We start from the raw sequence: 26,400 nt of genomic DNA on the forward strand, positions 1-26,400 counted from the left end.
GGCAAGAGCGCGAAAGCGTTCAGGCGTCTGCGCGCCGCTTGGGCTCCGGCAGGTTCGCGCAGTTCTTCAACCTCTCGATCAGCTCGGTCTCATAGAGCATGAGATTGCTCAGCGACGCATGGAGGCTGTCCAGAGCGGCGCTGGCATTCGGCACCGTCCCGACCTCGCGGGCAAAAAGCCGCTGCTTCTTCAGCCCTTTGGCAAGCTGATCCGCCACCTCGCGCAGCATGTCGGCCGCATCGCTTTCGGATTTCCGCGCGACCAGCCCGCAATGACTGACAAGGCGATGCTTCAGGCCGATCTCATCGAGCCTGGTTTGCGAGGGGTGGGGGCCGAGCGCTTCGATCTCGCTGGCAAGAAAGCGGTCCTGCCCGTAGAGCGCCTCGTGAAAGAGCTGATAGTTGCGCGGCAGGCTCCTGATCTTCAGCCGCGTCATGAAGCGGCCGATGATCTCGAGCTCGGTCTCAGTTTCATCGTCATTATTGTCGACGGAATACGTGGAAACGCCTGTCTGCGAACTCTTCATGCCTGCTCTCTGACTGCCACCCGGCTGATATATCTCTCCAACTTGCAGGCGCGCAGGTTAAGGCAACATGAACGAAACCGCCTATCCGTGTGATTACGTGCCAAAATTAGCGACTTGAGCAACGCTTGGTCGAAGCCACTGGGTGCCTGCTCGCCTCCTGCTTACATCCAGTGCTGCCCTTCACTGCGCAGGAAATACAAGAGGTCCAGCACTAGCGATGGTTTGCCCAACGCCGTCAGGATCATGTGGCATTGACCGCGGTGATGGGTCTGATGGTTGAACATATGCGCGATCGCCAGATGGAGCGGATGGATGATCGCGCCCGGCCGGAGGACGGATGTATAGGTGATGTCGGCGGCAAGGGCTGTGGCGTCGAGCGTCTCGGCCCAGGTGATCATACGCCGATCCTCGACCTCGCGCATCTCCCGCAGCCCTGCGAGATCGTCATGCAGAACGACACCTAGAGCCGCCGGTGGCTCGCCGATTCCGTTGAATCGGTGCATCCACAATCGGTCCGTTACCAGCAGATGGTTCAGCGTTCCATGCAGCGAGCCGAAGAAGGCACCGCGATCCTCATGAAATTCCGCATCGCTGAGCCGGGCGGCGGCGTCATAGACTTGAACATTGGCCCAACGATTGTAATCGGCGAGCATTTTGAAATGTCTGAGCATATGGCTTTTCCTCCATGGCTATGAGACCAACCCGAAACAGAATTGAGCAAGTGAACCGAGACCATCCGCTAAGTCCGCCGATGAACGGCTGCTTCGCCACCTAGTTGCTTGCGAATCAGCCGCTCGTACTGTGACAGCGGCGTGAAATTGGGCTATCCCCCTTGTTTTCGGGCTGTGGGGCGGGTAAAGACCGCCCACTTTTCTCTGATTACAAGGAACGGACCCATGGCGATTGAACGTACTTTCTCGATGATCAAGCCGGACGCAACGAAGCGCAATCTGACCGGCGCCATCACCAAGATTTTTGAAGACAACGGCCTGCGCGTCATCGCCTCCAAGCGCGTCTGGATGAGCAAGCGCGAAGCCGAAGGCTTCTACGCCGTTCACAAGGAACGCCCCTTCTTCGGCGAACTCGTCGAAGGCATGACCTCCGGCCCGACCGTCGTTCAGGTCCTGGAAGGCGAAGGCGCCATCCTGAAGAACCGCGAAATCATGGGCGCGACCAACCCGGCCAACGCCGCTGAAGGCACGATCCGCAAGATCCATGCTTTGTCGATCGGCGAAAACTCCGTTCACGGCTCCGACGCTCCGGAAACGGCTGCCGTCGAAATCGCCTACTGGTTCTCCGAAACCGAAATCGTCGGCTGAATCGGCCTTTCAGCTCTTGCGCTGAACCCATTGAATTGACTCATGAAAGCCGGGATCGCATCCCGGCTTTTTTCATGCCGGGCAGGCGGCATCGTGCCCATAATCGACGCTGCCGTCGCCCTTGAAGACATCCGGGTTTGCGGTGTAGACCGGGCCGACGACCAGAGGTTTCGTCGGCAGCACGGTCTGGTCGAGATCGGACTTCACTTCGGTATTGATTGTCTGGATCGTCTTGTCGCTTGCATCCACCAATTTGATCGAGACGGAATAGGGACGATCCTTGCGCACGCAGCGCAGATCCGGGCTTTCGAGCGTGATCTTGTCCCAGAAGGTATAGATCTTCTGCCGAACCACAAGGGGATCGCCACCGGCGGGATTTTCGAATTCCGCGATGGCCGTCGTTCCCTCGGGGATCGGGGCGATCTTCTTGAGCGTGATCATATAGCTGGCGGTAGCCACGCGATAATTGAATATGAAGAGGCGGCCGCTCAGCTGGGTCGGGCCGTCATCGGCCTGCCTTTGGCAGCCGGCAAGCGCCAGCCCTGCGATCGTGGCTGTCAGCAGGATCGTTCGAATTGTCATGGCGCAGTCTCCTCCTTCTTGCGCCGGTAGTGCCGGCTTGCCTTGGCACGGTTGCCGCAGACCGCCATGTCGCACCAGGCGCGGCTTTTGTTCTTGCTGCGATCGATGAAGAGCCAGCCGCAGTTGCGGCAGATTTTCATCCGCTCCGGATCAGGCATGGCGATCAGGCGCAGTGTGGAGTGCACCGTCGCCGCCTCCAGCCCATCGGAGGAGGCTCGCCGCAGGACTTGCGCCAGCGCCGCCAGCAATTCGGCGAGCAGCGCATCGGCCGCGCCGTCGAGGACGCGTGCACGAAAGTAACGGTCGATCGCCTCGCGCAATCCGATGAAATCGGTTCTGTTTTCCTGTCTGACCGGCAGGATATCGCCGAAAAGCGCCCGCTCGGCACAGAAATTCGCGGCCGCTTTCGGAAAGCTTTCCATCTGTCCCGATCCCTCGAAGCGGTCGATCCGCCGTTCGTCGTCATGACGCAGGATCACGCTGTTGGCGACATCGAGTGCCAAGGCGCCACCGGAAAAGCGATGTGGGGTCCAGGAAAAACTCATGCTGAAAATTATAACTGGTAAAATTGATTTTGCCAGTTACTATTTATCTATCCTCGGAGGAGTTCATGGCCTATCTTCTGCAGCAATTGGCGAATGCCGTTCCGCTCGCCGCGCTCTATGCCGCGCTGGCCTTCGGCTATGCCATTGCCTTCGGGGTCATGAAGCGGGCCGATATCACCTATGGCGCTCTCTTCGCTTTCGCCGGCCAGATGCTGGTGCTGTTCACCGACGTCGGCTACACCAGACTATATCTGATCCTGCCGGCCGCCTTCGCCTTCGGCGCGGTCGTCGCCGCAGCCTATACGCTGGGCACCAGTTTTCTCGTCGGCCGCGCGATCATGCTGCCCTTGTCACGCAAATCGCCGAATACCATCATCGTCGCCGCACTCGGCATGATGATCATCCTGATGGAGACGGCGCGGCTGGCCTCCAACACGCGCGGCATCTGGCTGCCACCCTTCCTGAATGGCGCTGTCGTGTTCTGGGATACCGGCGATTTCCGCGTAACGCTCACCGAGATCCAGTTGCTCAACACGGCACTGATGATCCTGGTGATCGTCGCCGGCACCTATGTCCTTAGATGCACCGGATGGGGACGTATCTGGCGGGCGGTGACGGACGACGCGCTGGCCGCCGAGCTTTGCGGCGCAAGCGCCAACCGCGTCTTCCTGATCGCCTATGTCGCCTCGGCGCTGGTCGCGACCATCTGCGGACTGCTGGCCACCTCCTATTACGGCACGATGGATTTCGGGGCAGGGCTGATGTTCGGGCTCAAGGTTCTGATGATCGCGGCGGTCGGGGGCTATTCCGACCCGTTGAAGTCGGCGGGCGGTGCGGCGCTGCTCGGTCTGGGGGAGACAATGTGGGGAGCGTACGGCCCGTTCCTGTGGCGCGACTTCGTCATCTTCTCGCTGCTCGTTCTGCTGCTGATATTGAGCCGCCGCGAGCGGGTCGTTCCCTGAGGCCTATTTCTTCGCTGCCCATTTGGCCCGAGCGGTATCGTCGGCATCCCTGGCCGAAATCCAATCACCCACCTTGCCATCCTTGGCATGTTCCTTCTTCCAGAAGGGCGCCGAAGTCTTCAGGAAGTCCATGACGAAATTGGCGCCGTCGAAGGCGGCCTGCCTGTGAGGCGCCGCCGCAATGACGAGGACGATGTTTTCGCCGGGCACAATCTTGCCGTAGCGGTGGATGGCGGTCAGGCCGAAAAGCCCGAAGCGTTCGATGGCGAGGTTGGCGATGCGGCTGATCTCCGCCTCCGCCATGCCGGGATAATGTTCCAATTCGAGTGCGCCGAGCGCGCCGCCTTCATCGCGGCAGAGGCCGGAAAAGGTGACGACCGCGCCGATGTCATGCCGTCCATTCGTGAGGCTGTCGATTTCCGTCTGGAGATCGAAATCTTCCTGCTGAACTTTGACGAATGGTGTGATCATTGTAATTTCCTTATCGCCCACTCAAAGAGTTTGCGGAAACTCCCGGCCCTTCGCCAGGGCTCAGGGCGTTCGTCGCTGCAATCGATTCACTGGATCGATTGCTCGGGCTTTGCCCGACCGCTCCTCACCCCCCGGTCATCGGCGGAAAGAGCCCGATCTCCCGGGCGCCGGCGATCGGTTCGTCATGATCGGCATGCTCCATATTGATGGCGACGCGGATCGCCTCCGGAAACTGCAGCGCCGTCTCGTATTCTTCCCCCAAGGTCTTCAAATGGTTAAGGAGATCACCGACGGTGATCACCTCGGCGGGAAGAGAAATCTCCTCTTCGGCCCTGCCGATCCGCTCGCGCACCCAGGCAAAATAGACGAGCTTCGTCATCATTCATCATCCACGATATGCTTCAGGCCGGCGCGGAAATAGTCGTAGCCGGTGTAGATGGTCAGCAGCGCCGCGACCCAGAGCAGGACGATGCCGATCTCCGTCGTATAGGGTAGCACCTTGTCGCCAGCCGGCCCAGCGAGAAGGAAGGCGATGGCCACGAGCTGCGCGGTCGTCTTCCACTTCGCGATGCGCGTCACGGGAACGCTCACCTTCAAGGCGGCAAGATATTCGCGCAGGCCGGATACCAGTATTTCACGGCAGAGAATGATGATCGCCGCCCAAAGCGACCAGCCGGCGATCGTGCCGTCAGCCGCGACCAGCAGCAGGATCGCAGAGACCAGCAGTTTGTCGGCGATCGGATCGAGCATGCGGCCGATATTCGAGGTCTGGTTCCAGATGCGCGCGAGATAGCCGTCGAGAAAGTCGGTGAGCGAGGCGATGACGAAGATCCAGAGCGCAACCCATCGCGCAAAATCGGAGCCTTCGAGCTTGCCCTCGATGAAGAAGCACAGGACGATCAGGGGTACGCAGATGATGCGGCCGTAGGTGAGCAGATTGGGAATGCTGTAAGCGCGCGAAGCCATGGAAATCGTTTCGTTTCGGTTGTATCGGCGGATCTTGGTGAGCCTTTATCAAAGCCTCATCTCGCCCCAGCCATTTGATTGAGCATGATCTTATCCAAAAACCGTTCCGCACTTTTTGGGATCACGCCTAGATGATGGTTTGATTACCCTATCGTCAATATTCTTACTGTTCTTTCACCGTCATTGCGTGGAATTTGCGACCGGCTTTTTTTATTTGGCGGTGTCTTCATGGAAATGGTTGTAGACCTGCTGCGCTACGGCTTCCGATATGCCTTCCACAGCCATCAGATCGGACAGGGCGGCGCGCGACACGGCCTTGGCGGTGCCGAAATGCTGTAGCAGTGCCCGCTTGCGCGAAGGGCCGATACCGCCGATTTCATCCAGCGGATTCTTGATCATCTCCTTCTTGCGCCGGGCGCGATGCGAACCAATGGCAAAACGGTGGGCTTCGTCGCGCAGGCGTTGGATGAAGTAGAGCACGGGATCGCGCGGCGGCAGGGTGAAGCTCTCGCGGGAAGTGGCGAAGAAACGCTCGCGTCCGGCGTCGCGGTCGACACCCTTGGCGACGCCGATGGCGATGACGCTGTCGGTTACCCCCAGTTCGTCGAGAATGGTGCGCACGGCCGTCATCTGCCCCTGGCCGCCGTCGATGAGGATGACGTCGGGCCAGGCGGGGAAGGGCTGGTCGGCTGCATCGGCGGCGGGAGCTTCCGTCGCAGTGCTGCGGTCGGGCTTGCCTTCTTCCTTCAGCAGGCGGGAGAAGCGCCTTGTCATCACTTCGCGCATCATGCCGAAGTCGTCGCCAGGCGTGATGTCGGTCGATTTGATGTTGAACTTGCGATACTGGCCTTTGACGAAGCCTTCCGGCCCGGCCACGACCATGCCGCCGACCGCATTCGTGCCCATGATATGCGAGTTATCGTAGATCTCGATACGTTGCGGCACATAAGGAAGTTTGAAGGTCTCCTTGAAGCCTTCGAGCAACCGCGATTGCGAGGCGGTCTCCGCGAGCTTGCGGCCGTGTGCCTCGCGGGCGTTGGCAACGACATGATCGACCAGATCGCGCTTCTCGCCCCGCTGTGGCACCAGAATCGCGACTTTGTGGCCCGTCTTCTCGCTGAGTGCCGCCGCCAGCAGCTCGATTTCCTCGACCGTCTCCGAAAGCAGGATCTGCTTGGGCACTGGCTTGTCGTCATAGAACTGCGCCAGGAAGGCGTTCAGCACTTCGGCGCCTGAGAGTGATGGGTCGGCCTTGGGGAAATAGGCGCGGTTGCCCCAATTCTGACCGGTGCGGAAGAAGAAGACCTGGATGCAAGAGATGCCGCCCTCATGATGGATGGCGAAGACATCGGCCTCCTCGACGCCGGCCGGATTGATGCCCTGGTGGCTCTGCACATGCGACAGCGCGGCCAGCCGGTCGCGGAAGACCGCGGCACGCTCGAAATCGAGATCCTCGGCAGCGGCGTTCATTTCTTCGGCCATATGGGCCTTGACGTTCTGGCTCTTGCCGGAAAGGAAATCCTTCGCTTCCTGCACCAGCTGGGCATAGCCTTCGTCGCTGATCTCATGCGTGCAAGGCCCCGAACAGCGCTTGATCTGATAGAGCAGACAGGGCCGGGTGCGCGTTTCGAAAACACTGTCGGCGCAGGTGCGGATCAGAAAGGCGCGCTGCAGCGAATTGATGGTGCGGCCGACGGCGCCGGCCGAGGCGAACGGGCCGAAATAGTCGCCCTTGCGAGCCCGCGCGCCGCGATGCTTGAAGATCGCTGGCGCCCGGTGATCGCCGGTGATGAGAATATAGGGAAAGGACTTGTCGTCCCGCAGCAAGACGTTGAAGCGCGGCCGCAAGCGCTTGATCAGATTCGCTTCCAGCAGCAGCGCTTCCGTCTCGGTGCGCGTGGTGACGAACTCCATATTGGCGGTTTCGCGCACCATCCGGGCGATGCGGTTGGAATGCACCCGGCCCATGGCATAATTGGCGACACGCTTCTTCAGGCTGCGTGCCTTGCCGACATAGAGCACGTCTCCGTCTTCGTTGAACATGCGGTAGACGCCGGGATTGTTCGGCAGCCGTTTGACGAATTCGGCGATCAATTCCGCGCCGCGCAAGCCGGTCTCGTTCTTGCCGCCTTCGTTCCAGTCGACGGGCGCGACAGGGGAGGCGGCGGCATCGCCCTCCACCTCGATGTCGTCTTCTATATCCTCTGATTCGTCGTAGAGAATGCCGCCATCGGGCAGCTTTCTTCCATTCATTCCGCACTCTCCGCCACGTCAGGCGTTTCCCAGGCAAGATGCTGGCCACCGTCGAGCGCTATCATTTGGCCCGTGATCGAGGGCGTGTCAAAAAGAAAGCGGATGGTGCGGCCGAATTCTCCGAGCCCCGGCGCCGCCTTCAATATGAGGCCGTCGATCTGGGCCTGAAAGTCCTCTTCCGTCTGTCGCGCGCTGCGCACTGTCGGCCCCGGGCCGATCGCGTTGACGCGGATGCGGGGGGCAAAGCTCTGAGCCATCGTCTGGGTCGCCGTCCAAAGTGCCGCCTTCGACAGCGTGTAGGAATAGAAGCGCGGGTTGAGCGCCCAGACCCTCTGGTCGATCATGTTGACGATCAATCCCGGATTGGGTTCGGGAAGCTGCCGGACGAAATCGGCTGCGAGGATCGAGGGCGCGCGGACATGCACCGCGAAGTGCGCCTCGAAGGCTTCGGCGTCGAACCGGTCGGCGGAATCGCCGAGGAAAGCGGAGGCGTTGTTGACCAGCAGATCAAGCGGACCGAGTGCGTAGGTGACTCTCTCGACAAGGGTTGACGTCTCCCCGAAATTTTGCAGATCGGCCTTGATCGCAATCGCCTTCCTGCCCTTTTGCTGCAATTCCGCCACGATTTCCGCCGCCTCGGCGAAGGATTGGTTGGCATGCAGCGCCACCGCGAAGCCATTGGCCGACAGATCCTCGGCTATTGCCCTGCCTATTCTTTTTGACGCACCGGTTATCAACGCCGTGCGAAGTTCTTCCTGGCTCAAGATACCGCCTTCTTCTCGTCGTTACCCAATCGAAGCTCATATAGGGCGTCGATACACCATATGAAAAGGTGCTTGAGCGAATGACGCTCTTGACGTCTCTTATGTAGATCTTGATATATATTTGGATTAAAATAAGTATACATGCTTTAACCATTGGTTATGGTTAACAATTCGTCTGTTGCGCTGAAGCAACATCGAAATTCAGCCATGTCTGTGCCACAATGATATCATATTTTGGCTCTTCCAATTCCTCATTTGCACTCCAATTTCAACCTCGATCCGGGAGGGATTTGTTTTAATTGCTCGTGACGCTTCGAAGTCAAAGATAGTAGACGAAGCACACGGGACTGAAAGGAGAAAAGTATGCGTACTCTCGTAACGACCCTCATGGTCTCCGCTTTCGCTCTCGGGGGCTACACCGCAGCTCAGGCTGCTGACGCTGTTGAGCAGGTTCCGCAGCCGCCCGTTGCTCAGGAAGCAGCTCCGGTCGTCAACAATTGGTCCGGCTTCTACATCGGTGGCGAAGGCGACTGGAACAAGGGTCACTTCAACCGCACCGGCAACAGCTACGCCTTCGGCGGTGGTGCCTTCACCGGCTACAACTGGCAGCAGGGCCAGATCGTATACGGTATCGAAGGTGACCTCGGTTACGCCGACTCTGAGACATCACGCAATGGCCTGACTGCCAAGAACGGCGTCAATGGCTCGGTTCGCGGCCGTCTCGGTTACGATTTCAACCCGTTCATGCTGTACGGCACGGCTGGTCTGGCAATCGGCCAGAACAAGCTCTCCGACGATACCTCGTCTGAAAGCAAGACGGCAGTTGGCTACACGGTCGGTGCTGGTGCTGAAACCTTCATCACCCACAACATCACGGCTCGTCTCGAATACCGTTACACCGACTACGGCAAGAAGGACTTCAACCTCGACTCCGGCAGCTTCTCGCGTGGCTACGACGAGCAGAGCGTCAAGGTCGGTATCGGCGTGAAGTTCTAATCACTGGACGGCATAGACTGAAGAAAAAGCCGGGGTTCTTGCCCCGGCTTTTTCTATTTCATGCTTCTGAATATTTATGCGGCGTCCTTTGGGAAATCCGTCGATATGGCCAGTTCGCGCCAGTCGGCCAACTCCTTGGCGACATACTCATTCTTGGTCTCGATCGCGCCGACCGTATCGGAGCCGAAAGGCATGCGCAGTGGCGGGTTGGTCGAATGTGCAAGCGTGATCATCGACTTTGCAAGCCGTGCCGGATCGCCGGGCTGGCCGTGGTTATGACCGGCGGCGAAATCGCGCATTGCCCCGGCAGGCGTGTCCTTATAGTCGGCAATCGAGCTCGGGCTGACGGCGAGCGAGCTTTCGTCAAGGAAATCGGTCCGGAAGAAACCGGGTTCGACGACAGTGACCTTGATGCCGAGCGGCTGCAGTTCCGTCGCCATTGCTTCGGACAGGCCTTCGACCGCGAACTTTGTCGAGCAATAGACGCCCCAACCGGCAAAGCTTTGATAGCCACCGACCGAGGACATGTTGATCACATGGCCTGAGCGCTGTCGGCGCATATGCGGCAGGATTGCGCGGGTAACTTTCAGCAGACCGAAGACGTTGGTGGCGTAAAGCTTTTCGATTTCCTCGGCGCTTGCCTCTTCCACTGCACCCAGCAGCCCGTAGCCGGCATTGTTGACAAGGATATCGATCTTGCCGAAGTGCTTGACGGCTATCGCAGCGGCTTCATGGGCCTGCGCTTCGTTCGACACGTCGAGCGCGATGGGCAGCAGGTTCGGATGATTGCCGAATTTCTCTGCCAGGCCGGCGGGATTGCGGGCCGTGGCAACGACGGCGTCGCCGGTGGCGAGGGCTTCCTGAGCGATGAGGGCGCCGAAGCCGCGGGATGCACCCGTAATGAACCAAACACGCATGACTTTCTCCTTCGTCGGTTTGCAATTCCGTGGGTGGAATTCGCTTGCAGGAGAAAGGTAGCTTGCTGGCATCGTTGAGATAATCTACTTTCATCTCCATGAAGTGCTGAGAAATTCTCATCAATGCGACGCATCCGTTCGACCGATCTGGCGATCTTCCTGGCGATCGCCCAACACCGCAGCTTTCGGAAAGCCGCGGTGGAGCTCGGCGTGACGGCTTCCGCACTCAGCCATTCGCTGCGTGCGATCGAGGAACGGTTGGACGTGCGGTTGGTGAACCGCACCACGCGCGGCGTCGGATTGACGGAGGCCGGCGAGCGCCTGTTCGACCGCATCCGCCCGGCTTTTCTCGACATCGATGATGCGCTCGATGATCTCGATAAATTCCGCAGCCAGCCCTACGGCAAGCTGCGCATCAACGCCCCGCGCCCTGCCGCCAAGATGGTGTTGCTGCCGATCGTGTCACGGTTCCTGAGGGCTTACTCCGCTGTCGAAATCGAGATCGTGGTGGACGACGCGCTGGTGGACACGGTCTCTGGCGGTTTCGACGCCGGCATACGCTTCGGCGAAAGCATCGCCGCCGACATGATCGCCGTCCCCATTGGCCCTCGCCAGCGGACAGCGATCGTCGGCTCGCCCGAATATTTTCAGCGTTTCCCCAAACCGGCCACGCCGTACGAGCTGAAAGATCACTCTTGCATCCGCTACCGTTTCGCCAGCGGCACCTACTATCGCTGGGAATTCGAACGCGGGGGCATCGAGCTGGAGATCGAGGTACAGGGACCACTGACGCTCGGTGATCTCGACATAATGCTCGACGCTGCCGTCAATGGCTCCGGTCTTGCTTTCCTGTTTGAGGATCACGCCCGGCCGGCCTTGGAGGATGGCCGGCTGATACGCGTGCTGGAGGACTGGTGCCCCTACTATCCGGGCTTCTTCCTCTATTATCCGAGCCGTCGGCAGTTGCCGACGGCCTTGCGCGCTTTTGTCGATTTCGTGAAGAGCGACGACGGCCGCTAGAGCTAAGCCGCGGCGACGTCAGCCCTGCGGCTTCATCGTCGGATAGTCGGGAAAATGCTTCTCGAATTTATACGCCCAATCGATCAGGCCGGCATGGTCCGCTTCCCATTGTCCTTCGAAGCGGAGCTGCAGGTAGCCGATGAGGGCAGCGAGCGCGAAATGCCCCGCATGCAGCCTCTTGCCGATCTTCGGCGGCTCGGCATCGAGATGGGTGAGGACGCGGCTTATCTTGGTCCATTGCCGGTCGATCCAGGGCTGGTGCTGCTTCTCCGCCTCGCGAAAGCGTCGCTCATAGACGATCGACAGGAGGCACTCGTTGGTGCCGTCGCACAAAGCTTCCAGAACCTCCACCTCGGTACGCTTGCCATTCTTTGAGGGGTAGAGTTTGCCCTCCAGCCGATGAAAATGATGCATGATGGCGCGGCTGTCGAAAATGGCGTCGCCATCGCCTGTCAGCAATGTCGGGATCTTGCCGAGCGGGTTGTTGTCGATGAGGAGCGTCGGACCGGCATTGGTATCGACACGGATCTCCTCGAGCTCGATGCCGAGATGGCGGGCTGCCATGCGCACCTTGCTGGAAAAGGGGGAGGTGGACGAGCAGAGAAGTCTCATGGGATCACCTGTGGGATGGGCGGGAGGAAATCAATGTTCGCCACGCAGCCAGAAGGCGCGTTGCGAGGCGAAGCGGTCCTGCGCCAACATATCTTTCAGCGCCGGCAACAGCGCATGCAATTCGTCCTTCAACGTGAAGGGCGGATTGACGATGATGAGGCCGGAACCGGTAAGCCCGGCGAAGCCGCGGTCGCTTTTGACCGTCAGTTCGGCGCAGAGCATCTTCGGCACCTCCAATGCCTGCAGTGCCTCGTGAAACTGCTTGATCGGCGCATCCTTCTTGATCGGATACCAGAGGCAATAGGTACCACCGGGAAAGCGGTGCCAGGCTCTCGCCAGGCCGCCGACCAGCCGCTCATATTCGCCGTCTTCCTCAAAGGGCGGGTCGACCAGCACGATGCCGCGCTTCTCCTTCGGCGGCAGATGCGCGCCGAGCGCCAGCCAGCCGTCAAGCTCGGTGATGCGCGCATGATGGTCGCCTTCGAACAGCCGGTGCAGCCGCTGGAAGTCCTCGGGGTGCAGCTCCATGGCTGACAGCCGGTCCTGCGGGCGGAACAGCATGCGGGCGAGCTTCGGCGAACCGGGATAGAATTGCAGGCCGCCTTCGGGATTGAGCTCGCGAACGGCGGTCAGATAGGGCTCCAGCAGATCGGAGACCTGCGGCACGAGTTCCGCTGCGAGAAGCCGGCCGATACCATCCTGCCATTCGCCGGTCTTCTGCGCTTCCTCCAAAGAGAGATCGTAGAGTCCGATGCCGGCATGGGTGTCCAGAACACGGAACGCCTTGTCCTTGTTCTGCATGTAGCGGACGAGGCGGGCGAGCACCGCGTGCTTGAGCACATCGGCGAAGTTGCCCGCGTGGTAGATATGCCGATAGTTCATTGTCGGTGAAGTCCGCATGAATTGTTGCGATGGGCCGGATTATCCCTAGTGGCCGGTCATCGCTTGAAATATAGAAACATCATGAACATTGCGACCCCTATTCAAGCCAAATCCCGCACTGGTCACACGGCCTGTCCGCATGACTGTCCCTCCACCTGCGCGCTGGAGATCGATCTGACGGAGGACGGCCGGATCGGCCGCGTCCGCGGCGCCAATGATCATTCCTATACATCCGGCGTCATCTGCGCCAAGGTCGCCCGCTATGCCGAGCGCCTCTATCATCAAGATCGTCTGATGAAGCCGCTGCGCCGCGCCGGCGCCAAGGGCGAGGGGCGCTGGCAGGAGATTTCCTGGGATGACGCGCTGGACGAGATCGCCGAGGCTTTCGTCAAGGCCGAAGCCAAGGACGGCAGCGAGGCGATCTGGCCTTATTTTTATGCCGGCACCATGGGCTGGGTCCAACGCGATTCCATCGATCGCCTTCGCCATGCGAAACGCTATTCCGGCTTTTTTTCCTCGATCTGCACCAACCCGGCCTGGACCGGCTTCACCATGGCGACGGGTGTGTTGCGCGGTCCCGATCCGCGGGAGATGGGCCGTACCGATTGCGTCGTCATCTGGGGCACGAATGCGGTCGCGACGCAGGTCAACGTGATGACGCATGCGGTCAAGTCCCGCAAGGAACGCGGCGCCAAGATCGTCGTCGTCGATATCTATGACAATCCGACGATGAAGCAGGCCGATCTGGCGCTGATCGTCAAGCCGGGCACGGATGCGGCACTGGCCTGCGCCGTCATGCATATCGCCTTCCGTGATGGCTATGCCGATCGCGCCTATATGGCAAAATATGCCGATGATCCGGCGGGCCTTGAAGATCACCTGAAATCGAAGACGCCTACCTGGGCCGCCGGCATTACCGGCCTTTCAGTGGATGAGATTGAAGCCTTTGCAAAGCTTGTGGGAACGACGAAGAAGACCTATTTCCGCCTCGGCTACGGTTTCACCCGCCAGCGCAACGGCGCCATCGCCATGCATGCGGCCGCCTCGATCGCCACGGTGCTGGGGTCCTGGCAATATGAGGGCGGCGGTGCCTTTCATTCGAACAGCGATATCTTCCGCATGGACGCGAGCGAGCTGACCGGTCGGTCCATGAAGGATTTAGATATCCGCATGATCGATCAGTCGCAGATCGGTCGGGCGCTGACCGGCGATGCCGTCGCGCTTCGCCATCGCGGGCCGGTGACGGCGATGCTGATCCAGAACACCAATCCGGTGAACATCGCGCCCGAGCAACGGCTGGTGAAGCGCGGCTTTGCCCGTTCCGATCTCTTCGTTGCCGTGCACGAGCAGTTCATGACCGACACGGCCGAGATGGCCGATATCGTCATACCCGCCACCATGTTCGTCGAGCATGACGACATCTACCGCGCCGGCGGCCAGAACCACATTCTTCTTGGCCCGAAGCTGGTCGAGCCGCCGCCGACGGTGCGCAGCAATCTCTTCGTCATCGAGGAGCTGGCCAAGCGCCTCGGCGTGGCGGATCGCCCCGGCTTCGGCTTTTCCGCCCGCGAGATGGTCGATCGGATTCTAGCGAAAAGTGGATTGCCGGATTACGATTATTTCCTCGAACATAAATGGTTCGACCGCCAGCCGGCTTTCGAGGATGCGCATTTTCTGAACGGCTTTGGCCATCCCGACGGCAAGTTCCGGTTCCGCCCCGATTGGGTCAACCAGCCGGCGCCGAACCGCCCGCCTGCGTCAGTCGGATTACTCGGCCCGCATATCGAGCTGCCGGAATTCCCGGATCAGGTCGATGTCATCGAAGTGGCCGATCCGGACCATCCGTTCAGGCTCGCCACCTCGCCGTCGCGCAACTTCCTGAATTCGAGCTTCGCGGAAACCAAGACCTCGCGGCAGAAGGAAGGCCGCCCCGAGGTGATGATCAATCCGGCCGATGCCGAGGCGCTCGATGTCATCCATGGCGATCTGGTCCGCATCGGCAATACGAGAGGCGATATTCGCCTCCATGCGCGCGTGACGACGGAGGTGAAGCCGGGCGTGCTGATTGCCGAGGGGCTTTGGCCGAACAAGGCCCATGTCGACGGCGAGGGCATCAACGTGCTCACCGGCGCCGACCCGGTCGCGCCCTATGGCGGTGCGGCCGTTCACGATAACAAGGTATGGCTGCGCAAGGATACGGCATGAGCGAATTCGGAAAGGCGAAAGCCGAAATCGTCAGCGAGAAGACGTTGGCGGATCAATGGACACGGCTCAGCAGCTATGACGTCGACTACACGGATTCGCACGGCGAGAAGCATCGCCTGAAGCGCGAGATCTATCACCGCACGCCGGCCGCCTGCACCCTACTCTACGATCCCGCCCGTGAGACGGTCGTGCTCGTCCGGCAATACCGTCTGCCGTCGCAGCTTGCCGGCCTGCCGGCATGGATGATCGAAGTGCCCGCCGGCCTGCTCGATGGTGACGAGCCGGAAGCAGCGATCCGGCGCGAGGCCATGGAGGAGACCGGGTTTCGCGTTCGCGATGTCCGCTTCCTCTTCAAGGCAATGACCTCGCCGGGTGCCGTGACCGAGATCATCCATTTCTTCGCCGCCGTGATCGATACGTCCGATCGGGTCGCCGACGGCGGCGGGCTTGCCGAGGAACATGAGGATATCGAGGTGATGGAAATTCGATTGTCCGATGCGATGGCAATGATCGAGGCGGGCGATATCTACGATGCCAAGACGGTCATTCTGCTGCAATGGGCGGCCCTGAACAGGGCCAGCCTGAAGTAGGTCCGTCGAAGTCAGGGAGCTAGGCCCGAAACTATGCTCCGGCCTTCATCACCGTGTCACGAATCGAGACTACCGGGGCGTGCTGGCCGAAAACGTCCGGACGTGTCGGTGCCTTTTAGATGATAGACGCTGTTTCAGGAGAAAGCCGATGTGGCTCAGCAATTTCACGCTCGTTCTTCCCAATGAAGTCGTCGACCGGGGTGCCGTGCGCATCGAGGACGGCGTGATTGCCGAAATCCGCTCGGAACCGGTGGAGCAGCCGACGTTTGACGGCGGTGGCCGTTTGCTGATGCCGGGTTTCGTCGATCTGCACTGCGATATGATTGAGCGCGAGATTGCGCCGCGACCGAACGCCATGATGCCGATCGATTTCGGCATTCACGAGCTGGACAAGAAGCTGGCTGCAGCCGGCGTCACGACGGCCTTTGCCGCGCTCTCCTTTGCGACCGAAAGCGTCTACGGTCACGTCCGCTCGCTCGAAACCACTTCGGCTGTGATCCGCGGCATCGACAGCCTGCGTAATGACCTCCTGATCGATCACCGCGTTCATGCCCGCTATGAAATTACCAATCTGGGCGCGGCACTGACCCTGGAGCGGCTTTTGGAGGACGGCGTCATCGACATGGTCTCTCTGACCGACCACACGCCGGGGCAGGGGCAGTACAACGATATCGAAAGCTACATCCGCAGCATGTCCGAGCGTCGCTCCATGTCGCGCGAGGCTGCCGAGGAAGTCGTGGCGAAGCGCATCGCGCAACGCCAGGATCCGGAGATCGAACGCAAGCTGCACGATGTGGTCGAGCTTTCGCTGAAACACAAGCTCTCGCTCGCCTCGCATGATGATGACAGCGCCGAGAAGGTAGCGGCGATGCACGATCTCGGCGTGACGATCAGCGAGTTTCCAGTAACGGGACCGGCCGCCGAAGAGGCTTGCCGCCGCGGCCTCTGGACGCTGATGGGTGCGCCGAACGCGCTGCGCGGTCAGTCCATGTCCGGCAATCTCAGTGCCCTGGACGCTGCCCGCGCCGGCCTGCTCGGCATCATCGCCGCCGATTATCATCCGGCCGCTTTCGTGCCGGCGATCTTCAAGATTGCGGAGGTTGTTGGCGGTGGCCTGCCGGCGGCGGTTGCCATGGCAAGCGCCAATGCTGCTCGTTCGGCCGGCCTCATGGATCGTGGCGAGATCGCTGTCGGCCAGCTTGCCGATCTGGTTGCCGTCGAGCCCGGCTCGGTTCATCGCATTCGCGCAACCTTCCGCGGCGGCCGCATCGTCTATAGCGACGGCACGCTGCATCCGCTGATGGCGATTGCGGCTTGAAGAGAAAATTGAAGGGGCGAATTAGGGCGCCCGGCGGCCCCTCATCCGCCCTTCGGGCACCTTCTCCCCGAGGGGAGAAGGGGTTCGCTAGGCGCACCGACCCCGATAAATGTGTCTCACCGAGAGGGTGAAGCTTCCGCGTTGAAAGGAAGTTGCATGGCTCCGGATGGGTGTGGCCTCCTCAACGAAACGGGAGCACCAGGAAGTGCTCCCCTTCTACCCTGCGGGGAGAAGGTGCCCAAAGGGCGGATGAGGGGGCGCCGTTCGGCTCCGTAACTCCCTACTTAAGCCATATCCCCAAGCAGTGACACGACCTGCCGTCCATGGGCGGCAGGTGTTCTGGCAAGGCTGATGGCCTTGCCGCCTTCCATCCTGACGTTACCTTCAGCCAGCAGCCGCAGGGATTGCGGATAGAGCTGATGTTCGACCGTCAGCACACGGGCAGCCAATGCGTCCGCCGTATCGCCGGTCAGCACCGCCACCGCTGCCTGGCCGATCACCGGGCCTTCGTCCATGCCTTCGGTGACGAAATGCACCGTGCAGCCGGCAATGCGCATGCCGGCGTCGATGGCGCGCTGATGCGTGTGCAGACCGGGAAAGAGCGGCAGCAGGGAAGGGTGGATATTGATGATCCGGCCTTCATAACGCTGGATGAACCGGCCGGAAAGCAGCCGCATGTAACCCGCAAGGCAGATGATGTCGGGCGACAAGGCTTCCAGCCGAGAAAGGATCGCCTCTTCATGGGCGTCCTTGCTGGCAAAGTCCTTGCGGACGAAGGCGAAGGTGGCGATGCCCTCGGCCGCTGCCTTTGCCAGTCCGCCGGCATCCGCCTTGTCGGCGATGACGGCGACGATCTCGGCCGGATAATCAGGAGCCGCCGTGGCCTTCAAAAGGGCCATCATGTTGGAGCCGCCGCCGGAAATGAAGACGACGACGCGTTTGCGCGGCGTGTTCATAGAGCGAGCGTACCCTTGTAGACCGTGCCTCCAGCGCCTTCGGCACGAGCAATCATGCGACCGAGTGTTACCACAGCCTCGCCCTCGGTTTCGAGCGCAGCCTTCACGGCTGCAACATTGTCAGCCGCGACGACCACGATCATGCCGACACCGCAGTTGAAGGTGCGCAGCATTTCCTTGGCCTCGACGCCGCCCGTCTTGGCAAGCCAGGAGAAGACCGGCGGCACCTTGACGGCGGCAAGATCGATTTCGGCGGCCAGATGCTTCGGCAGCACGCGCGGGATATTTTCGGGGAAGCCGCCGCCGGTGATATGGGCGAGCGCCTTGAGAGCGCCGGTTTCGCGGATGGCCTTGAGCAGCGGCTTCACATAGATGCGCGTCGGCGTCAGCAACGCCTCGCCAAGTGCCTCGCCCTCTGCGAAAGGTGCCGGTGCGTCCCAGCCGAGGCCGGAAAGCGCGACGATCTTGCGCACCAGCGAGAAGCCGTTGGAGTGCACGCCGGAGGAGGCGAGGCCGAGAATGATGTCGCCTTCGGCGATGTCGCCTGACGGCAGCAGCTGGCCGCGCTCGGCGGCACCGACGGCAAAGCCCGCCAGATCATAATCGCCGTCGGAATACATGCCCGGCATTTCCGCCGTCTCGCCGCCGATCAACGCGCACCCTGCCTCGCGGCAGCCGGCCGCGATGCCGCCGACGATCGCCGCGCCCTGATCGGGATCGAGCTTGCCGGTGGCGAAGTAATCGAGGAAGAACAGCGGCTCCGCACCCTGGACGACAAGGTCGTTCACGCACATGGCCACGAGGTCGATGCCGACAGTGTCATGATAGTTCGCATCGATGGCGATCTTCAGCTTGGTGCCGACGCCGTCATTGGCGGCGACCAGCACCGGATCGGTGAAGCCTGCGGCCTTGAGGTCGAAGAGGCCGCCGAAGCCGCCGATTTCGCCGTCGGCACCGGGACGGCGTGTCGAGCGCACGGCAGGCTTGATCTTTTCGACCAGCAGATTGCCGGCATCGATATCGACGCCCGCGTCGCTATAGGTCAGACCGTTTTTTCCAGACTGGCTCATGCTTCCGCCTCCGATGGCCGCCCTTCCGTCGCGACAGGGCTCTGATCGGGTCGCCATTGCATGATAGGGGCCTTTATGCAAGGCGCAAGGGCGGCCAACCCCTCGATTTTCCCCGCTTCACAGCACTCAGCGCCGATTTCCGGTCTCAGGCTTGACCATAATTGCAGCATCATCCTATGTCCTAAGCGAGCGGCAGACGGGCCGGAAACAGTGGGGAAGTCGATGGAGCAAAAAGTCAGCGGGGCGAGCCTCAAGCGGCAAGTCACTTTCTGGGTGATCGTGCTCGTCGTCTTCATCGGCTTTCTTTATCTCTTCAGCACGATCCTGCTGCCGTTCATAGCGGGCATGGCGGTCGCCTATTTTCTCGATCCGGTCGCCGACCGCCTGGAAAGGATCGGCCTCAGCCGCCTGATGGCGACGGTGGTCATTCTCGTCTCATTCGTGCTGGTCTTCGCATTGGCGCTGACGATCATCATTCCGATCATCATCAATCAGTTCAACGATTTCATACAGCACATACCGGCCTATGTGCAGCAAATGCAGCAGCTCGTCGCCAAGGCGCAGACGATGGTGCTGCCCGATTGGATCCGCAATCAGCTCGGCGCGATCAAGGATAATTTCTCCAGCATAATGTCCGATGGCCTGAGCTTCGTCGGCGGCTTGTTCGCGCAGATCTGGAGTTCCGGCAAGGCCCTCGTCAACATCATCTCGCTGCTGGTCGTTACGCCGGTCGTCGCATTCTACATATTGCTCGACTGGGACCGGATGATCGCCAAGGTGGATAACTGGATACCACGCGACCATGTCGCCACCGTCCGCCAGATCGCAACGGAGATCAACCAGGCGATCGCGGGCTTCATTCGAGGGCAGGGCTCGCTCTGCATCATTCTCGGCATATATTACGGCGTCGGCCTCTCGCTCGTCGGCTTGAACTTCGGCCTTTTGATCGGCCTGTTCGCCGGCATGATAAGCTTCATCCCCTATGTGGGTTCGCTGGTCGGCCTCATTCTGGCTGTCGGAGTGGCGCTGGTCCAGTTCTGGCCCGACGACTATCTGTGGGTCGGCCTGACGCTCGCCGTCTTCTTTACCGGCCAGTTCCTTGAGGGCAATGTGCTGCAGCCGAAGCTCGTCGGTGAAAGCGTCGGCCTGCATCCCGTCTGGCTGATGTTCGCGCTTTTCGCCTTTGGCGCCCTCTTTGGCTTCGTCGGGCTGCTGGTCGCGGTTCCAGCTGCTGCTGCCTGCGGCGTCCTTGTTCGTTTCGCCCTTTCGCGATACCTTCAGAGCGATCTCTATTACGGACGCTCAGAGGCAGGCAAGGCGCGCAGAGCCAAGGCCGGAAAGCCCGAGAATAACTAGACATGACCGACGCAAAGAACGCTGATGTGAGGCGCAAACCCGCCGAACAGCTACCCTTGGCCTTTACGCACGACCCCGCAAGCGGTCGCGACGACCTGCTCGTCGCCGATCCCTTGAGCGCGGCGGTGAAGATCGTCGATTCCTGGCCGCATTGGCCGTCGCCGGTGGTGATCCTGGCCGGCCCCGTCGGCTCGGGCAAATCGCATCTTGCCAGTATCTGGAGTGAAAGATGCGGCGCGACGTCAATCCATCCGGTGGCCGGCTCCGATGCCGCCGTTGCGGCCGCGAACGGTCCGGTCATTTTCGAGGATGTGGATCGCCTGGGCTTCGACGATACCGAGCTCTTCCATGTCATCAACAGCGTCAGGGAGAACGGCACGAGCCTGCTGATGACGACGCGGCTCTGGCCGATGTCCTGGCCGGTCACGCTGCCCGATCTGCGCTCCCGCCTCAAGGCGGCGACGGTGGTCGAGATCGGCGAGCCTGACGAGGAATTGCTGTCGCAAGTCATCGTAAAACTCTTCGCCGACCGCCAGCTTTATATCGATGACAAACTCGTCCTCTATATCGTCAATCGAATGGAGCGTTCCATGAACGCCGCGCAGCTGATCGTCGACCGACTGGACCGGCTGGCGCTGGGGCGAGGCACGAGGATTACGCGAGTATTGGTCGCTGAAGTATTGAATGAACTGGGCAATTCCGGTCAGCCGGATTGAGCCGACGTCGAGCTGTCACAGTTCCGTCGTCAAACTGATATACGTGGCACATGGATTAGAGATGAGGGTAGGTGGAACATGGACTCGGCACTAACGGAACATCAGGACGCCAGCCAAGAGACCCCGGAGGCCACTCCTCCGATCAACGAGCTGCTGAGCAGCCCCGAACGCTTCATCAACCGCGAATTCTCCTGGCTGCAGTTCAACCGCCGCGTCCTCGAGGAGACGTTGAACACCGCGCATCCGCTTCTGGAGCGTGTCCGCTTCCTCTCTATTTCCGCCGCCAACCTCGACGAATTCTTCATGGTGCGCGTCGCCGGCCTCGAGGGTCAGGTCCGCCAGAAAATCCTCGTGCGCACGCCGGATGGCAAGACGCCCGCCGAGCAGCTCGATGATATCCTGCGTGAGATCGACAATCTGCAGATGGAGCAGCAGGCCTCGCTCGCCGTCCTGCAGCAATATCTTGCCAAGGAAGATATTCTGATCGTCCGCCCCGCCGCCCTTTCCGAGGCCGACCGGCAATGGCTCCACACCGAGTTCGAACAGGCGATCTTTCCGGTTCTGACGCCCCTGTCCATCGATCCCGCCCATCCGTTTCCGTTCATTCCGAACCTCGGCTTCTCGATCGCGCTGCAGCTGAAAAGCATGAACGGCCGCGAGCCGATGACGGCGCTGCTGCGCCTGCCGCCGGCGCTCGATCGCTTCGTCCGCCTGCCGGATGCGAGCAACGTCATTCGCTACATCACGCTTGAAGATGTGGTGAACATCTTCATCCACCGGCTCTATCCCGGCTACGAAGTGCAGGGTTCGGGTACGTTCCGCCTGATCCGAGACAGCGATATCGAAGTCGAGGAAGAAGCCGAAGACCTGGTGCGCTTCTTCGAAACCGCGCTGAAGCGCCGCCGCCGCGGCTCGGTGATCCGCATCGAGACCGATTCCGAAATGCCGCTCGAGCTTCGCCAGTTCGTGGTGGAATCGCTGAACGTGCCGGGAAACCGCATCGCGGTTCTGCCGGGCCTGCTGGCGCTCAACACGCTGTCCGAGATCTGCAAGGCTCCGCGCGATGATCTGCGGTTCGAGCCCTACAATGCGCGATTTCCTGAGCGCGTCCGCGAACACGCCGGCGATTGCTTCGCCGCCATCCGCGAAAAGGACATGGTGGTCCACCACCCTTACGAATCTTTCGACGTGGTCGTCCAGTTCCTTCTCCAGGCTGCGCGCGATCCTGACGTTCTGGCGATAAAGCAGACGCTCTATCGTACCTCGAACGACAGCCCGATCGTGCGCGCGCTGATCGACGCGGCCGACCTCGGCAAATCGGTAACGGCTCTGGTGGAGCTGAAGGCACGTTTCGACGAAGAGGCAAACATCCGCTGGGCGCGCGATCTGGAGCGCGCCGGTGTGCAGGTTGTCTTCGGCTTCATCGAACTCAAGACCCATTCGAAGATGTCGATGGTCGTGCGCCGCGAGGACGCCAAGCTGCGCACCTATTGCCATCTCGGCACCGGCAACTACCATCCGGTCACCGCGAAGATCTATACCGATCTGTCCTACTTCACCTGCGATCCGAAGATCGCCCATGACATGGCAAACATCTTCAACTTCATCACCGGCTATGGTGAGCCGGAACACGACATGAAGATCGCGGTTTCGCCTTACACGCTTCGCACCCGCATCCTGCAGCATATCGAGGGAGAGATCGAGTTCGCCAAGAGCGGCCACCCGGCCGCGATCTGGATGAAGATGAATTCGCTTGTCGATCCCGACATCATCGACGCGCTTTATCGCGCCAGCAATGCCGGCGTCGAGATCGATCTTGTCGTGCGCGGCATTTGCTGCCTGCGTCCGCAGGTGCCTAGTCTTTCCGAGAATATCCGCGTCAAGTCGATCATCGGCCGCTTCCTTGAGCACAGCCGCATCTTCTGTTTCGGCAACGGCCAGGGCCTGCCGTCGGACAAGGCGCTGGTCTATATCGGCTCGGCTGACATGATGCCCAGAAACCTCGATCGCCGCGTCGAAACCCTTGTGCCGCTCACCAACAAGACGGTGCATGAACAGGTGCTTTCGCAGATCATGCTGGGCAATATCATTGACAATCAACAGAGCTACGAGATATTGCCGGACGGTACTTCACGGCGCGTGGAAGTGCGCAAGGGAGAAGAGCCTTTCAATGCGCAGCAGTATTTCATGACGAATCCCAGCCTGTCCGGCCGGGGTGAAGCCTTGAAATCCAGTGCGCCGAAACTGATCGCTGGGCTGTTGTCGGGCCGCAACAAATAAACTGGACCTACATGGTTGAATCAGAAGCCCAGGGGCGCCTTCCCGGTGTTGCCCCTGTCTCCGTCGTCGATATCGGATCGAATTCGGTCCGTCTTGTCGTCTATGAAGGCCACTCGCGCTCACCGACCATCCTTTTCAACGAGAAAGTGCTTTGCGGCCTGGGAAAGGGCATAGCACTGACCGGAAAGATGGACGAGGAAAGCGTGGCGCGGGCTCTTGCGGCCCTGCATCGCTTCAAGGCGCTCTCCGATCAGGCGCGTGCATCGACCATCTATGTTCTGGCGACCGCCGCGGCGCGCGAAGCCAGCAACGGTCCCGAATTCATCCACCAGGCCGAGACGATCCTGCAGCGCAAGGTTCGCGTGCTGTCGGGCGAGGAAGAGGCACGCTTCTCCGCGCTCGGCATCGTCAGTGGCTTCTTCCATCCGAATGGCATCGCCGGCGATCTCGGCGGCGGCTCGCTCGAACTGATTGACATCAAGGACAGGGAAATCGGCAAGGGCATCACGCTGCCGCTCGGCGGCTTGCGCCTCTCCGAATATGCCGGCGGCTCGATGGAGAAGGCACGCAGTTTCGCGCGCAAGCATGTCAAGACGGCAAAGCTGCTAAGCAATGGCGAGGGCCGTACTTTCTATGCCGTCGGCGGCACATGGCGAAACATCGCCAAGCTGCATATGGAGATCCGCAAATATCCTCTGCACATGATGCAGGGCTATGAAGTGTCTCTCGACGAGATGATGCGCTTTCTGGATCAGCTCGGCGAGGCGAGGGAAACGAAGGATCCCGCGCTGCTGACGATTTCCAAGCATCGCCGTTCGCTGCTGCCCTTCGGCGCCGTGGCGATGCGCGAAGTGCTGGCGGCGATGAAACCGTCCATGGTGTCGTTTTCCGCACAGGGTGTCCGCGAGGGCTATCTCTATTCGTTGCTGACGGAGGCGGAGCGCAACAGCGATCCGCTGCTCGTAGCGGCCGGCGAGCTCGCCATCCTGCGTGCCCGTTCGCCGGAGCATGCCCGTGAGCTCGCCGAATGGACGGGTCGGATGATGCCGTTTTTTGGCATCACCGAGACGGAAGAGGAGAGCCGCTATCGCCAGGCCGCGTGCCTGCTGGCTGATATCAGCTGGCGCGCTCACCCGGATTATCGTGGCCTGCAGGCGCTGAACATCATCGCCCATACGTCCTTCGTCGGCATCACCCATGCCGGCCGTGCCTTCATCGCACTTGCCAATTACTATCGTTTCGAGGGATTGCACGACGACGGCGCGACCGAACCGCTGGCGACGATCGCGACCTCGCTATACATCGAACGCGCCAAGCTGCTCGGCGGGTTGCTGCGGGTCGTCTATCTGTTTTCGGCGTCGATGCCGGGCGTGGTGCGCAATCTGTCGTTCCGACGCTCGGCAAATCCGGATCTGGATCTCGAATTCGTCGTTCCGGCCGAGTATCACGATTTTGCCGGCGAGAGGCTGGATGGGCGCCTGCAGCAGCTGGGCAAGCTCACGAACCGTCGGCTGGCATTCCGCTTCGAATAAGGGATACCTTCTCCCCGAGGGGAGAAGGCCGCACGTAGCGCGGGTTGAGAAGGCGTTGCGCCGTAAGACTTGTTGCGCCCCTTGGGGGAGTAGAGCTCCCCCTCATCCGCCCTTTGGGCATCTTCTCCCCGAGGGGAGAAGGGGATTTTTTACTTCGCGTTCAGGAAATCACCGACTTCAAGAATGCTGAACTCGTTGTCGTCAGCCTTGTTGACGGCGCGGCCGGCCGAGAAGGGCAGGTTGTTGTCGTTGCCGATGATGATATGCGTGGCATCGACGCGATCGACATTCTCGATGGTGACGAAGGGCATGTCGTAGAAGCCATCGCCGCCGCCCTGGCGACGCTTATGATCCGGATCTTCGATGCGAAGCAGATCAATATAGCCGATCTTGCGGACAGACTTGCCGACATTGGCATCGCTGAATTCGATCTTGTAGACACGCTTCAGCTCGGCCGGGGCTTCGAAGCAATCCGGCTTCGGCTGCTTGGGATCGGCGCAGGCCTTGTCCTTCGTGCCGGCGCCGTTGTCGCGTTCGATCACCAGGGCCGTCGTCTCGTCGAGCATGTTGAAGTCGCCGATCGATACGCCCTTGTCTGCGAACGGATAAAGCCAGCTGCGGCCGGTCCAGCCCTTCGAGGCGACATCGAATTCGATGACGCGGATTGCGGTGCGGCCATCGACGCTTTCCATCTGGCCGTCATCCTTGTAGATCGCGCCTTCCAGCAGGCCGTAGAGCTTCGAGCCGTCCTTCGACATGGCAAGGCCTTCGAAACCGCCCGAGCGCTTCAGGTTGAAGGCCGGCATCTTCTGCGTCGGATTGCCCGGGAGCTGCAGCAGGGCGTTGTCGGGCGACATGACCGGCTTGCCGTCGAGCGTTGTCGGGAAAACATCGGTCAGCTGACCGTTCGTATCGAACTTCAGCAGATAGGGACCGAATTCATCGCCGAGCCAGAAGCCATCGGCGACCGGCTGGATCGATTCGATATCGAAATCGGCGCCAGTCAGATAACGCTTGTCGGAGCCTTCGAGGACGATCGGGAAGGGGGCCTTCTTGTTCGGATCGGACAGGAACAGGTTCTTGACGACATCGACCTTGCCACTGTTCCAGTCGAACTTGAGCTGGTGCAGGAAGAGCATGGCGTCGCTGGAATTCTGCTTGGAGCCGAAGCCGTTGTCCGACAGCGTCCAGAAGGTGCCGTCAGGCATGGCCTTGATGCCGGAGAAGCCCTGGATCGGCTGGCCGTCGAAGGGCAGCTTCAGGTCGGTCACGCGGGCGCCGTCCTTGCCCGGCACGGTGCCGAGGGCGTCGGTGCGCTTGCGATCCGGCGTCGTGAACTTGCCTGATGTTTTCAGGAAGTCGGGCACATCGACGGGGGCCGCGACGATGGTGTTGGCCGGCAGGATGGCTTGCCCGGCAAGCTTCGCCGGAAATTGCTGTTCGTCGGCGTGGGCCGAGGCGGCAATCAAGATAAACAATGCCGCGGAGGCAGAAAAAATTCGAGTCATCATGTCACCTTGTTGGCTAGGATTGGCGAAAACAATCCCGCTTAACAGGCGAGC

General features: G+C 60.7%; 26 protein-coding genes. 11 read left to right on the forward strand and 15 right to left on the reverse strand.

Translation table 11 applies throughout. The features are described 5' to 3' along the window. Positions 1-19: 19 nt before the first annotated feature. Positions 20-526 (reverse strand): hypothetical protein, encoded by a 507-nt coding sequence (locus JTP94_RS30140; protein WP_204854083.1) that lies wholly within the window; start codon positions 524-526, stop codon positions 20-22. A gap of 161 nt (positions 527-687) precedes the next feature. After that, a complete protein-coding gene (locus tag JTP94_RS30145) occupies positions 688-1,197 on the reverse strand; it encodes a DinB family protein (RefSeq protein WP_204854084.1) in 510 nt (169 codons plus the stop codon). A gap of 225 nt (positions 1,198-1,422) precedes the next feature. On the opposite strand from JTP94_RS30145, the gene ndk reads away from it, so the two are divergent. After that, positions 1,423-1,845 carry a nucleoside-diphosphate kinase gene (ndk, locus tag JTP94_RS30150; protein ID WP_034487391.1) on the forward strand — a complete coding sequence of 141 codons (423 nt, stop codon included), beginning with the start codon at positions 1,423-1,425 and terminating at the stop codon, positions 1,843-1,845. 72 nt (positions 1,846-1,917) lie between these two features. Here the strand turns inward: ndk and JTP94_RS30155 are convergent, their stop codons facing one another. Further along, entirely contained in the window at positions 1,918-2,427 is a 510-nt protein-coding gene (locus tag JTP94_RS30155) for a hypothetical protein (RefSeq protein ID WP_204854085.1), read from the reverse strand. Next, the gene (locus JTP94_RS30160) at positions 2,424-2,972 is read right to left on the reverse strand and encodes a CGNR zinc finger domain-containing protein (RefSeq protein ID WP_204854086.1); all 549 of its coding nucleotides are present in this window, start codon (positions 2,970-2,972) and stop codon (positions 2,424-2,426) included. The genes JTP94_RS30155 and JTP94_RS30160 overlap by 4 nt, the downstream gene beginning before the upstream one ends. A 65-nt stretch (positions 2,973-3,037) precedes the next feature. Between JTP94_RS30160 and JTP94_RS30165 the strand changes: the two genes are divergently transcribed. Then, positions 3,038-3,934 (forward strand): branched-chain amino acid ABC transporter permease, encoded by an 897-nt coding sequence (locus JTP94_RS30165; RefSeq protein ID WP_204854087.1) that lies wholly within the window; start codon positions 3,038-3,040, stop codon positions 3,932-3,934. A 3-nt stretch (positions 3,935-3,937) separates the two neighbouring features. Here the strand turns inward: JTP94_RS30165 and JTP94_RS30170 are convergent, their stop codons facing one another. The 5 genes from JTP94_RS30170 to JTP94_RS30190 all read right to left on the reverse strand — a co-directional run bounded on the left by JTP94_RS30170 (position 3,938) and on the right by JTP94_RS30190 (position 8,388). Further along, on the reverse strand, positions 3,938-4,405 hold the full coding sequence (locus JTP94_RS30170) for a molybdenum cofactor biosynthesis protein MoaE (protein WP_204854088.1): 468 nt from the start codon (positions 4,403-4,405) through the stop codon (positions 3,938-3,940). A 124-nt stretch (positions 4,406-4,529) separates the two neighbouring features. Continuing rightward, complete coding sequence (gene moaD, locus JTP94_RS30175; protein ID WP_204854315.1) at positions 4,530-4,784, reverse strand: molybdopterin converting factor subunit 1; 255 nt, start codon at positions 4,782-4,784, stop codon at positions 4,530-4,532. Continuing rightward, on the reverse strand, positions 4,784-5,371 hold the full coding sequence (gene pgsA / locus JTP94_RS30180) for a CDP-diacylglycerol--glycerol-3-phosphate 3-phosphatidyltransferase (RefSeq protein ID WP_034507715.1): 588 nt from the start codon (positions 5,369-5,371) through the stop codon (positions 4,784-4,786). The genes moaD and pgsA overlap by 1 nt, the downstream gene beginning before the upstream one ends. 210 nt (positions 5,372-5,581) lie before the next feature. After that, positions 5,582-7,624: an excinuclease ABC subunit UvrC gene (uvrC, locus tag JTP94_RS30185; RefSeq protein WP_204854089.1), complete on the reverse strand. Its 2,043-nt coding sequence runs from the start codon at positions 7,622-7,624 to the stop codon at positions 5,582-5,584. Continuing rightward, positions 7,621-8,388, reverse strand: coding sequence for an SDR family oxidoreductase (locus JTP94_RS30190; protein ID WP_204854090.1), 768 nt, complete (start codon positions 8,386-8,388; stop codon positions 7,621-7,623). The genes uvrC and JTP94_RS30190 overlap by 4 nt, the downstream gene beginning before the upstream one ends. Positions 8,389-8,751: 363 nt before the next feature. Here JTP94_RS30190 and JTP94_RS30195 point away from each other — a divergent pair, with 363 nt between their 5' ends. Then, complete coding sequence (locus JTP94_RS30195) at positions 8,752-9,384, forward strand: outer membrane protein (RefSeq protein ID WP_204854091.1); 633 nt, start codon at positions 8,752-8,754, stop codon at positions 9,382-9,384. 74 nt (positions 9,385-9,458) lie between these two features. On the opposite strand, the gene JTP94_RS30200 is transcribed toward JTP94_RS30195, so the two are convergent. Continuing rightward, positions 9,459-10,301, reverse strand: a complete 843-nt coding sequence (locus JTP94_RS30200; protein WP_204854094.1) for an oxidoreductase — start codon at positions 10,299-10,301, stop codon at positions 9,459-9,461. A gap of 123 nt (positions 10,302-10,424) precedes the next feature. Here JTP94_RS30200 and JTP94_RS30205 point away from each other — a divergent pair, with 123 nt between their 5' ends. Next, positions 10,425-11,321 (forward strand): LysR family transcriptional regulator, encoded by an 897-nt coding sequence (locus JTP94_RS30205; RefSeq protein ID WP_204854095.1) that lies wholly within the window; start codon positions 10,425-10,427, stop codon positions 11,319-11,321. An 18-nt stretch (positions 11,322-11,339) separates the two neighbouring features. On the opposite strand, the gene JTP94_RS30210 is transcribed toward JTP94_RS30205, so the two are convergent. Both JTP94_RS30210 and JTP94_RS30215 read right to left on the reverse strand, forming a co-directional pair. Then, positions 11,340-11,933, reverse strand: a complete 594-nt coding sequence (locus tag JTP94_RS30210) for a glutathione S-transferase (RefSeq protein WP_204854096.1) — start codon at positions 11,931-11,933, stop codon at positions 11,340-11,342. A gap of 30 nt (positions 11,934-11,963) precedes the next feature. Continuing rightward, complete coding sequence (locus JTP94_RS30215) at positions 11,964-12,815, reverse strand: 23S rRNA (adenine(2030)-N(6))-methyltransferase RlmJ (protein ID WP_204854097.1); 852 nt, start codon at positions 12,813-12,815, stop codon at positions 11,964-11,966. 81 nt (positions 12,816-12,896) lie between these two features. Here JTP94_RS30215 and JTP94_RS30220 point away from each other — a divergent pair, with 81 nt between their 5' ends. From JTP94_RS30220 to JTP94_RS30230, 3 genes are all read left to right on the forward strand, one after another. After that, entirely contained in the window at positions 12,897-15,020 is a 2,124-nt protein-coding gene (locus JTP94_RS30220) for a molybdopterin-dependent oxidoreductase (protein ID WP_246755427.1), read from the forward strand. After that, entirely contained in the window at positions 15,017-15,610 is a 594-nt protein-coding gene (locus tag JTP94_RS30225; protein ID WP_204854100.1) for an NUDIX domain-containing protein, read from the forward strand. Before JTP94_RS30220 ends, JTP94_RS30225 begins: the two co-directional genes overlap by 4 nt. Before the next feature lie 148 nt (positions 15,611-15,758). Continuing rightward, complete coding sequence (locus JTP94_RS30230) at positions 15,759-16,928, forward strand: alpha-D-ribose 1-methylphosphonate 5-triphosphate diphosphatase (protein WP_204854101.1); 1,170 nt, start codon at positions 15,759-15,761, stop codon at positions 16,926-16,928. 284 nt (positions 16,929-17,212) lie between these two features. Here JTP94_RS30230 and purN read toward each other — a convergent pair whose 3' ends face one another. Further along, positions 17,213-17,884 carry a phosphoribosylglycinamide formyltransferase gene (purN, locus tag JTP94_RS30235; RefSeq protein ID WP_204854102.1) on the reverse strand — a complete coding sequence of 224 codons (672 nt, stop codon included), beginning with the start codon at positions 17,882-17,884 and terminating at the stop codon, positions 17,213-17,215. Continuing rightward, positions 17,881-18,954, reverse strand: coding sequence for a phosphoribosylformylglycinamidine cyclo-ligase (gene purM / locus JTP94_RS30240; RefSeq protein WP_204854103.1), 1,074 nt, complete (start codon positions 18,952-18,954; stop codon positions 17,881-17,883). Before purM ends, purN begins: the two co-directional genes overlap by 4 nt. Before the next feature lie 222 nt (positions 18,955-19,176). Here purM and JTP94_RS30245 point away from each other — a divergent pair, with 222 nt between their 5' ends. From JTP94_RS30245 to ppx, 4 genes are all read left to right on the forward strand, one after another. Next, on the forward strand, positions 19,177-20,310 hold the full coding sequence (locus JTP94_RS30245; protein ID WP_204854104.1) for an AI-2E family transporter: 1,134 nt from the start codon (positions 19,177-19,179) through the stop codon (positions 20,308-20,310). 2 nt (positions 20,311-20,312) lie between these two features. Next, positions 20,313-21,026 (forward strand): DnaA regulatory inactivator HdaA, encoded by a 714-nt coding sequence (gene hdaA / locus JTP94_RS30250; protein WP_204854105.1) that lies wholly within the window; start codon positions 20,313-20,315, stop codon positions 21,024-21,026. A 78-nt stretch (positions 21,027-21,104) separates the two neighbouring features. After that, positions 21,105-23,306, forward strand: coding sequence for an RNA degradosome polyphosphate kinase (locus JTP94_RS30255; protein WP_204854106.1), 2,202 nt, complete (start codon positions 21,105-21,107; stop codon positions 23,304-23,306). A gap of 11 nt (positions 23,307-23,317) precedes the next feature. Next, complete coding sequence (gene ppx, locus JTP94_RS30260) at positions 23,318-24,838, forward strand: exopolyphosphatase (protein ID WP_204854107.1); 1,521 nt, start codon at positions 23,318-23,320, stop codon at positions 24,836-24,838. Positions 24,839-24,987: 149 nt separating this feature from the next. On the opposite strand, the gene JTP94_RS30265 is transcribed toward ppx, so the two are convergent. Beyond that, complete coding sequence (locus JTP94_RS30265; RefSeq protein ID WP_204854108.1) at positions 24,988-26,346, reverse strand: esterase-like activity of phytase family protein; 1,359 nt, start codon at positions 26,344-26,346, stop codon at positions 24,988-24,990. Positions 26,347-26,400 lie beyond the last annotated feature (54 nt).

This window comes from Martinezella lusitana (genome assembly GCF_016901135.1).
GTDB classification, from domain to species: Bacteria; Pseudomonadota; Alphaproteobacteria; order Rhizobiales; family Rhizobiaceae; genus Rhizobium; species Rhizobium lusitanum_D.

Excerpts from the sequence above, each read along its gene's own strand:
- uvrC (WP_204854089.1), bottom strand. The coding sequence starts at position 7,624 with ATGAATGGAAGAAAGCTGCCCGATGGCGGCATTCTCTACGACGAATCA.
- JTP94_RS30160 (WP_204854086.1), bottom strand. The coding sequence starts at position 2,972 with ATGAGTTTTTCCTGGACCCCACATCGCTTTTCCGGTGGCGCCTTGGCA.
- purN (WP_204854102.1), bottom strand. The coding sequence starts at position 17,884 with ATGAACACGCCGCGCAAACGCGTCGTCGTCTTCATTTCCGGCGGCGGC.
- moaD (WP_204854315.1), bottom strand. The coding sequence starts at position 4,784 with ATGACGAAGCTCGTCTATTTTGCCTGGGTGCGCGAGCGGATCGGCAGG.
- JTP94_RS30195 (WP_204854091.1), top strand. The coding sequence starts at position 8,752 with ATGCGTACTCTCGTAACGACCCTCATGGTCTCCGCTTTCGCTCTCGGG.
- JTP94_RS30145 (WP_204854084.1), bottom strand. The coding sequence starts at position 1,197 with ATGCTCAGACATTTCAAAATGCTCGCCGATTACAATCGTTGGGCCAAT.
- JTP94_RS30230 (WP_204854101.1), top strand. The coding sequence starts at position 15,759 with ATGTGGCTCAGCAATTTCACGCTCGTTCTTCCCAATGAAGTCGTCGAC.
- JTP94_RS30245 (WP_204854104.1), top strand. The coding sequence starts at position 19,177 with ATGGAGCAAAAAGTCAGCGGGGCGAGCCTCAAGCGGCAAGTCACTTTC.
- JTP94_RS30225 (WP_204854100.1), top strand. The coding sequence starts at position 15,017 with ATGAGCGAATTCGGAAAGGCGAAAGCCGAAATCGTCAGCGAGAAGACG.
- JTP94_RS30215 (WP_204854097.1), bottom strand. The coding sequence starts at position 12,815 with ATGAACTATCGGCATATCTACCACGCGGGCAACTTCGCCGATGTGCTC.
- JTP94_RS30165 (WP_204854087.1), top strand. The coding sequence starts at position 3,038 with ATGGCCTATCTTCTGCAGCAATTGGCGAATGCCGTTCCGCTCGCCGCG.
- ppx (WP_204854107.1), top strand. The coding sequence starts at position 23,318 with ATGGTTGAATCAGAAGCCCAGGGGCGCCTTCCCGGTGTTGCCCCTGTC.
- JTP94_RS30140 (WP_204854083.1), bottom strand. The coding sequence starts at position 526 with ATGAAGAGTTCGCAGACAGGCGTTTCCACGTATTCCGTCGACAATAAT.
- purM (WP_204854103.1), bottom strand. The coding sequence starts at position 18,954 with ATGAGCCAGTCTGGAAAAAACGGTCTGACCTATAGCGACGCGGGCGTC.
- JTP94_RS30220 (WP_246755427.1), top strand. The coding sequence starts at position 12,897 with ATGAACATTGCGACCCCTATTCAAGCCAAATCCCGCACTGGTCACACG.
- pgsA (WP_034507715.1), bottom strand. The coding sequence starts at position 5,371 with ATGGCTTCGCGCGCTTACAGCATTCCCAATCTGCTCACCTACGGCCGC.
- JTP94_RS30200 (WP_204854094.1), bottom strand. The coding sequence starts at position 10,301 with ATGCGTGTTTGGTTCATTACGGGTGCATCCCGCGGCTTCGGCGCCCTC.
- JTP94_RS30205 (WP_204854095.1), top strand. The coding sequence starts at position 10,425 with ATGCGACGCATCCGTTCGACCGATCTGGCGATCTTCCTGGCGATCGCC.
- hdaA (WP_204854105.1), top strand. The coding sequence starts at position 20,313 with ATGACCGACGCAAAGAACGCTGATGTGAGGCGCAAACCCGCCGAACAG.
- JTP94_RS30255 (WP_204854106.1), top strand. The coding sequence starts at position 21,105 with ATGGACTCGGCACTAACGGAACATCAGGACGCCAGCCAAGAGACCCCG.
- JTP94_RS30170 (WP_204854088.1), bottom strand. The coding sequence starts at position 4,405 with ATGATCACACCATTCGTCAAAGTTCAGCAGGAAGATTTCGATCTCCAG.
- JTP94_RS30155 (WP_204854085.1), bottom strand. The coding sequence starts at position 2,427 with ATGACAATTCGAACGATCCTGCTGACAGCCACGATCGCAGGGCTGGCG.
- JTP94_RS30210 (WP_204854096.1), bottom strand. The coding sequence starts at position 11,933 with ATGAGACTTCTCTGCTCGTCCACCTCCCCCTTTTCCAGCAAGGTGCGC.
- ndk (WP_034487391.1), top strand. The coding sequence starts at position 1,423 with ATGGCGATTGAACGTACTTTCTCGATGATCAAGCCGGACGCAACGAAG.
- JTP94_RS30265 (WP_204854108.1), bottom strand. The coding sequence starts at position 26,346 with ATGACTCGAATTTTTTCTGCCTCCGCGGCATTGTTTATCTTGATTGCC.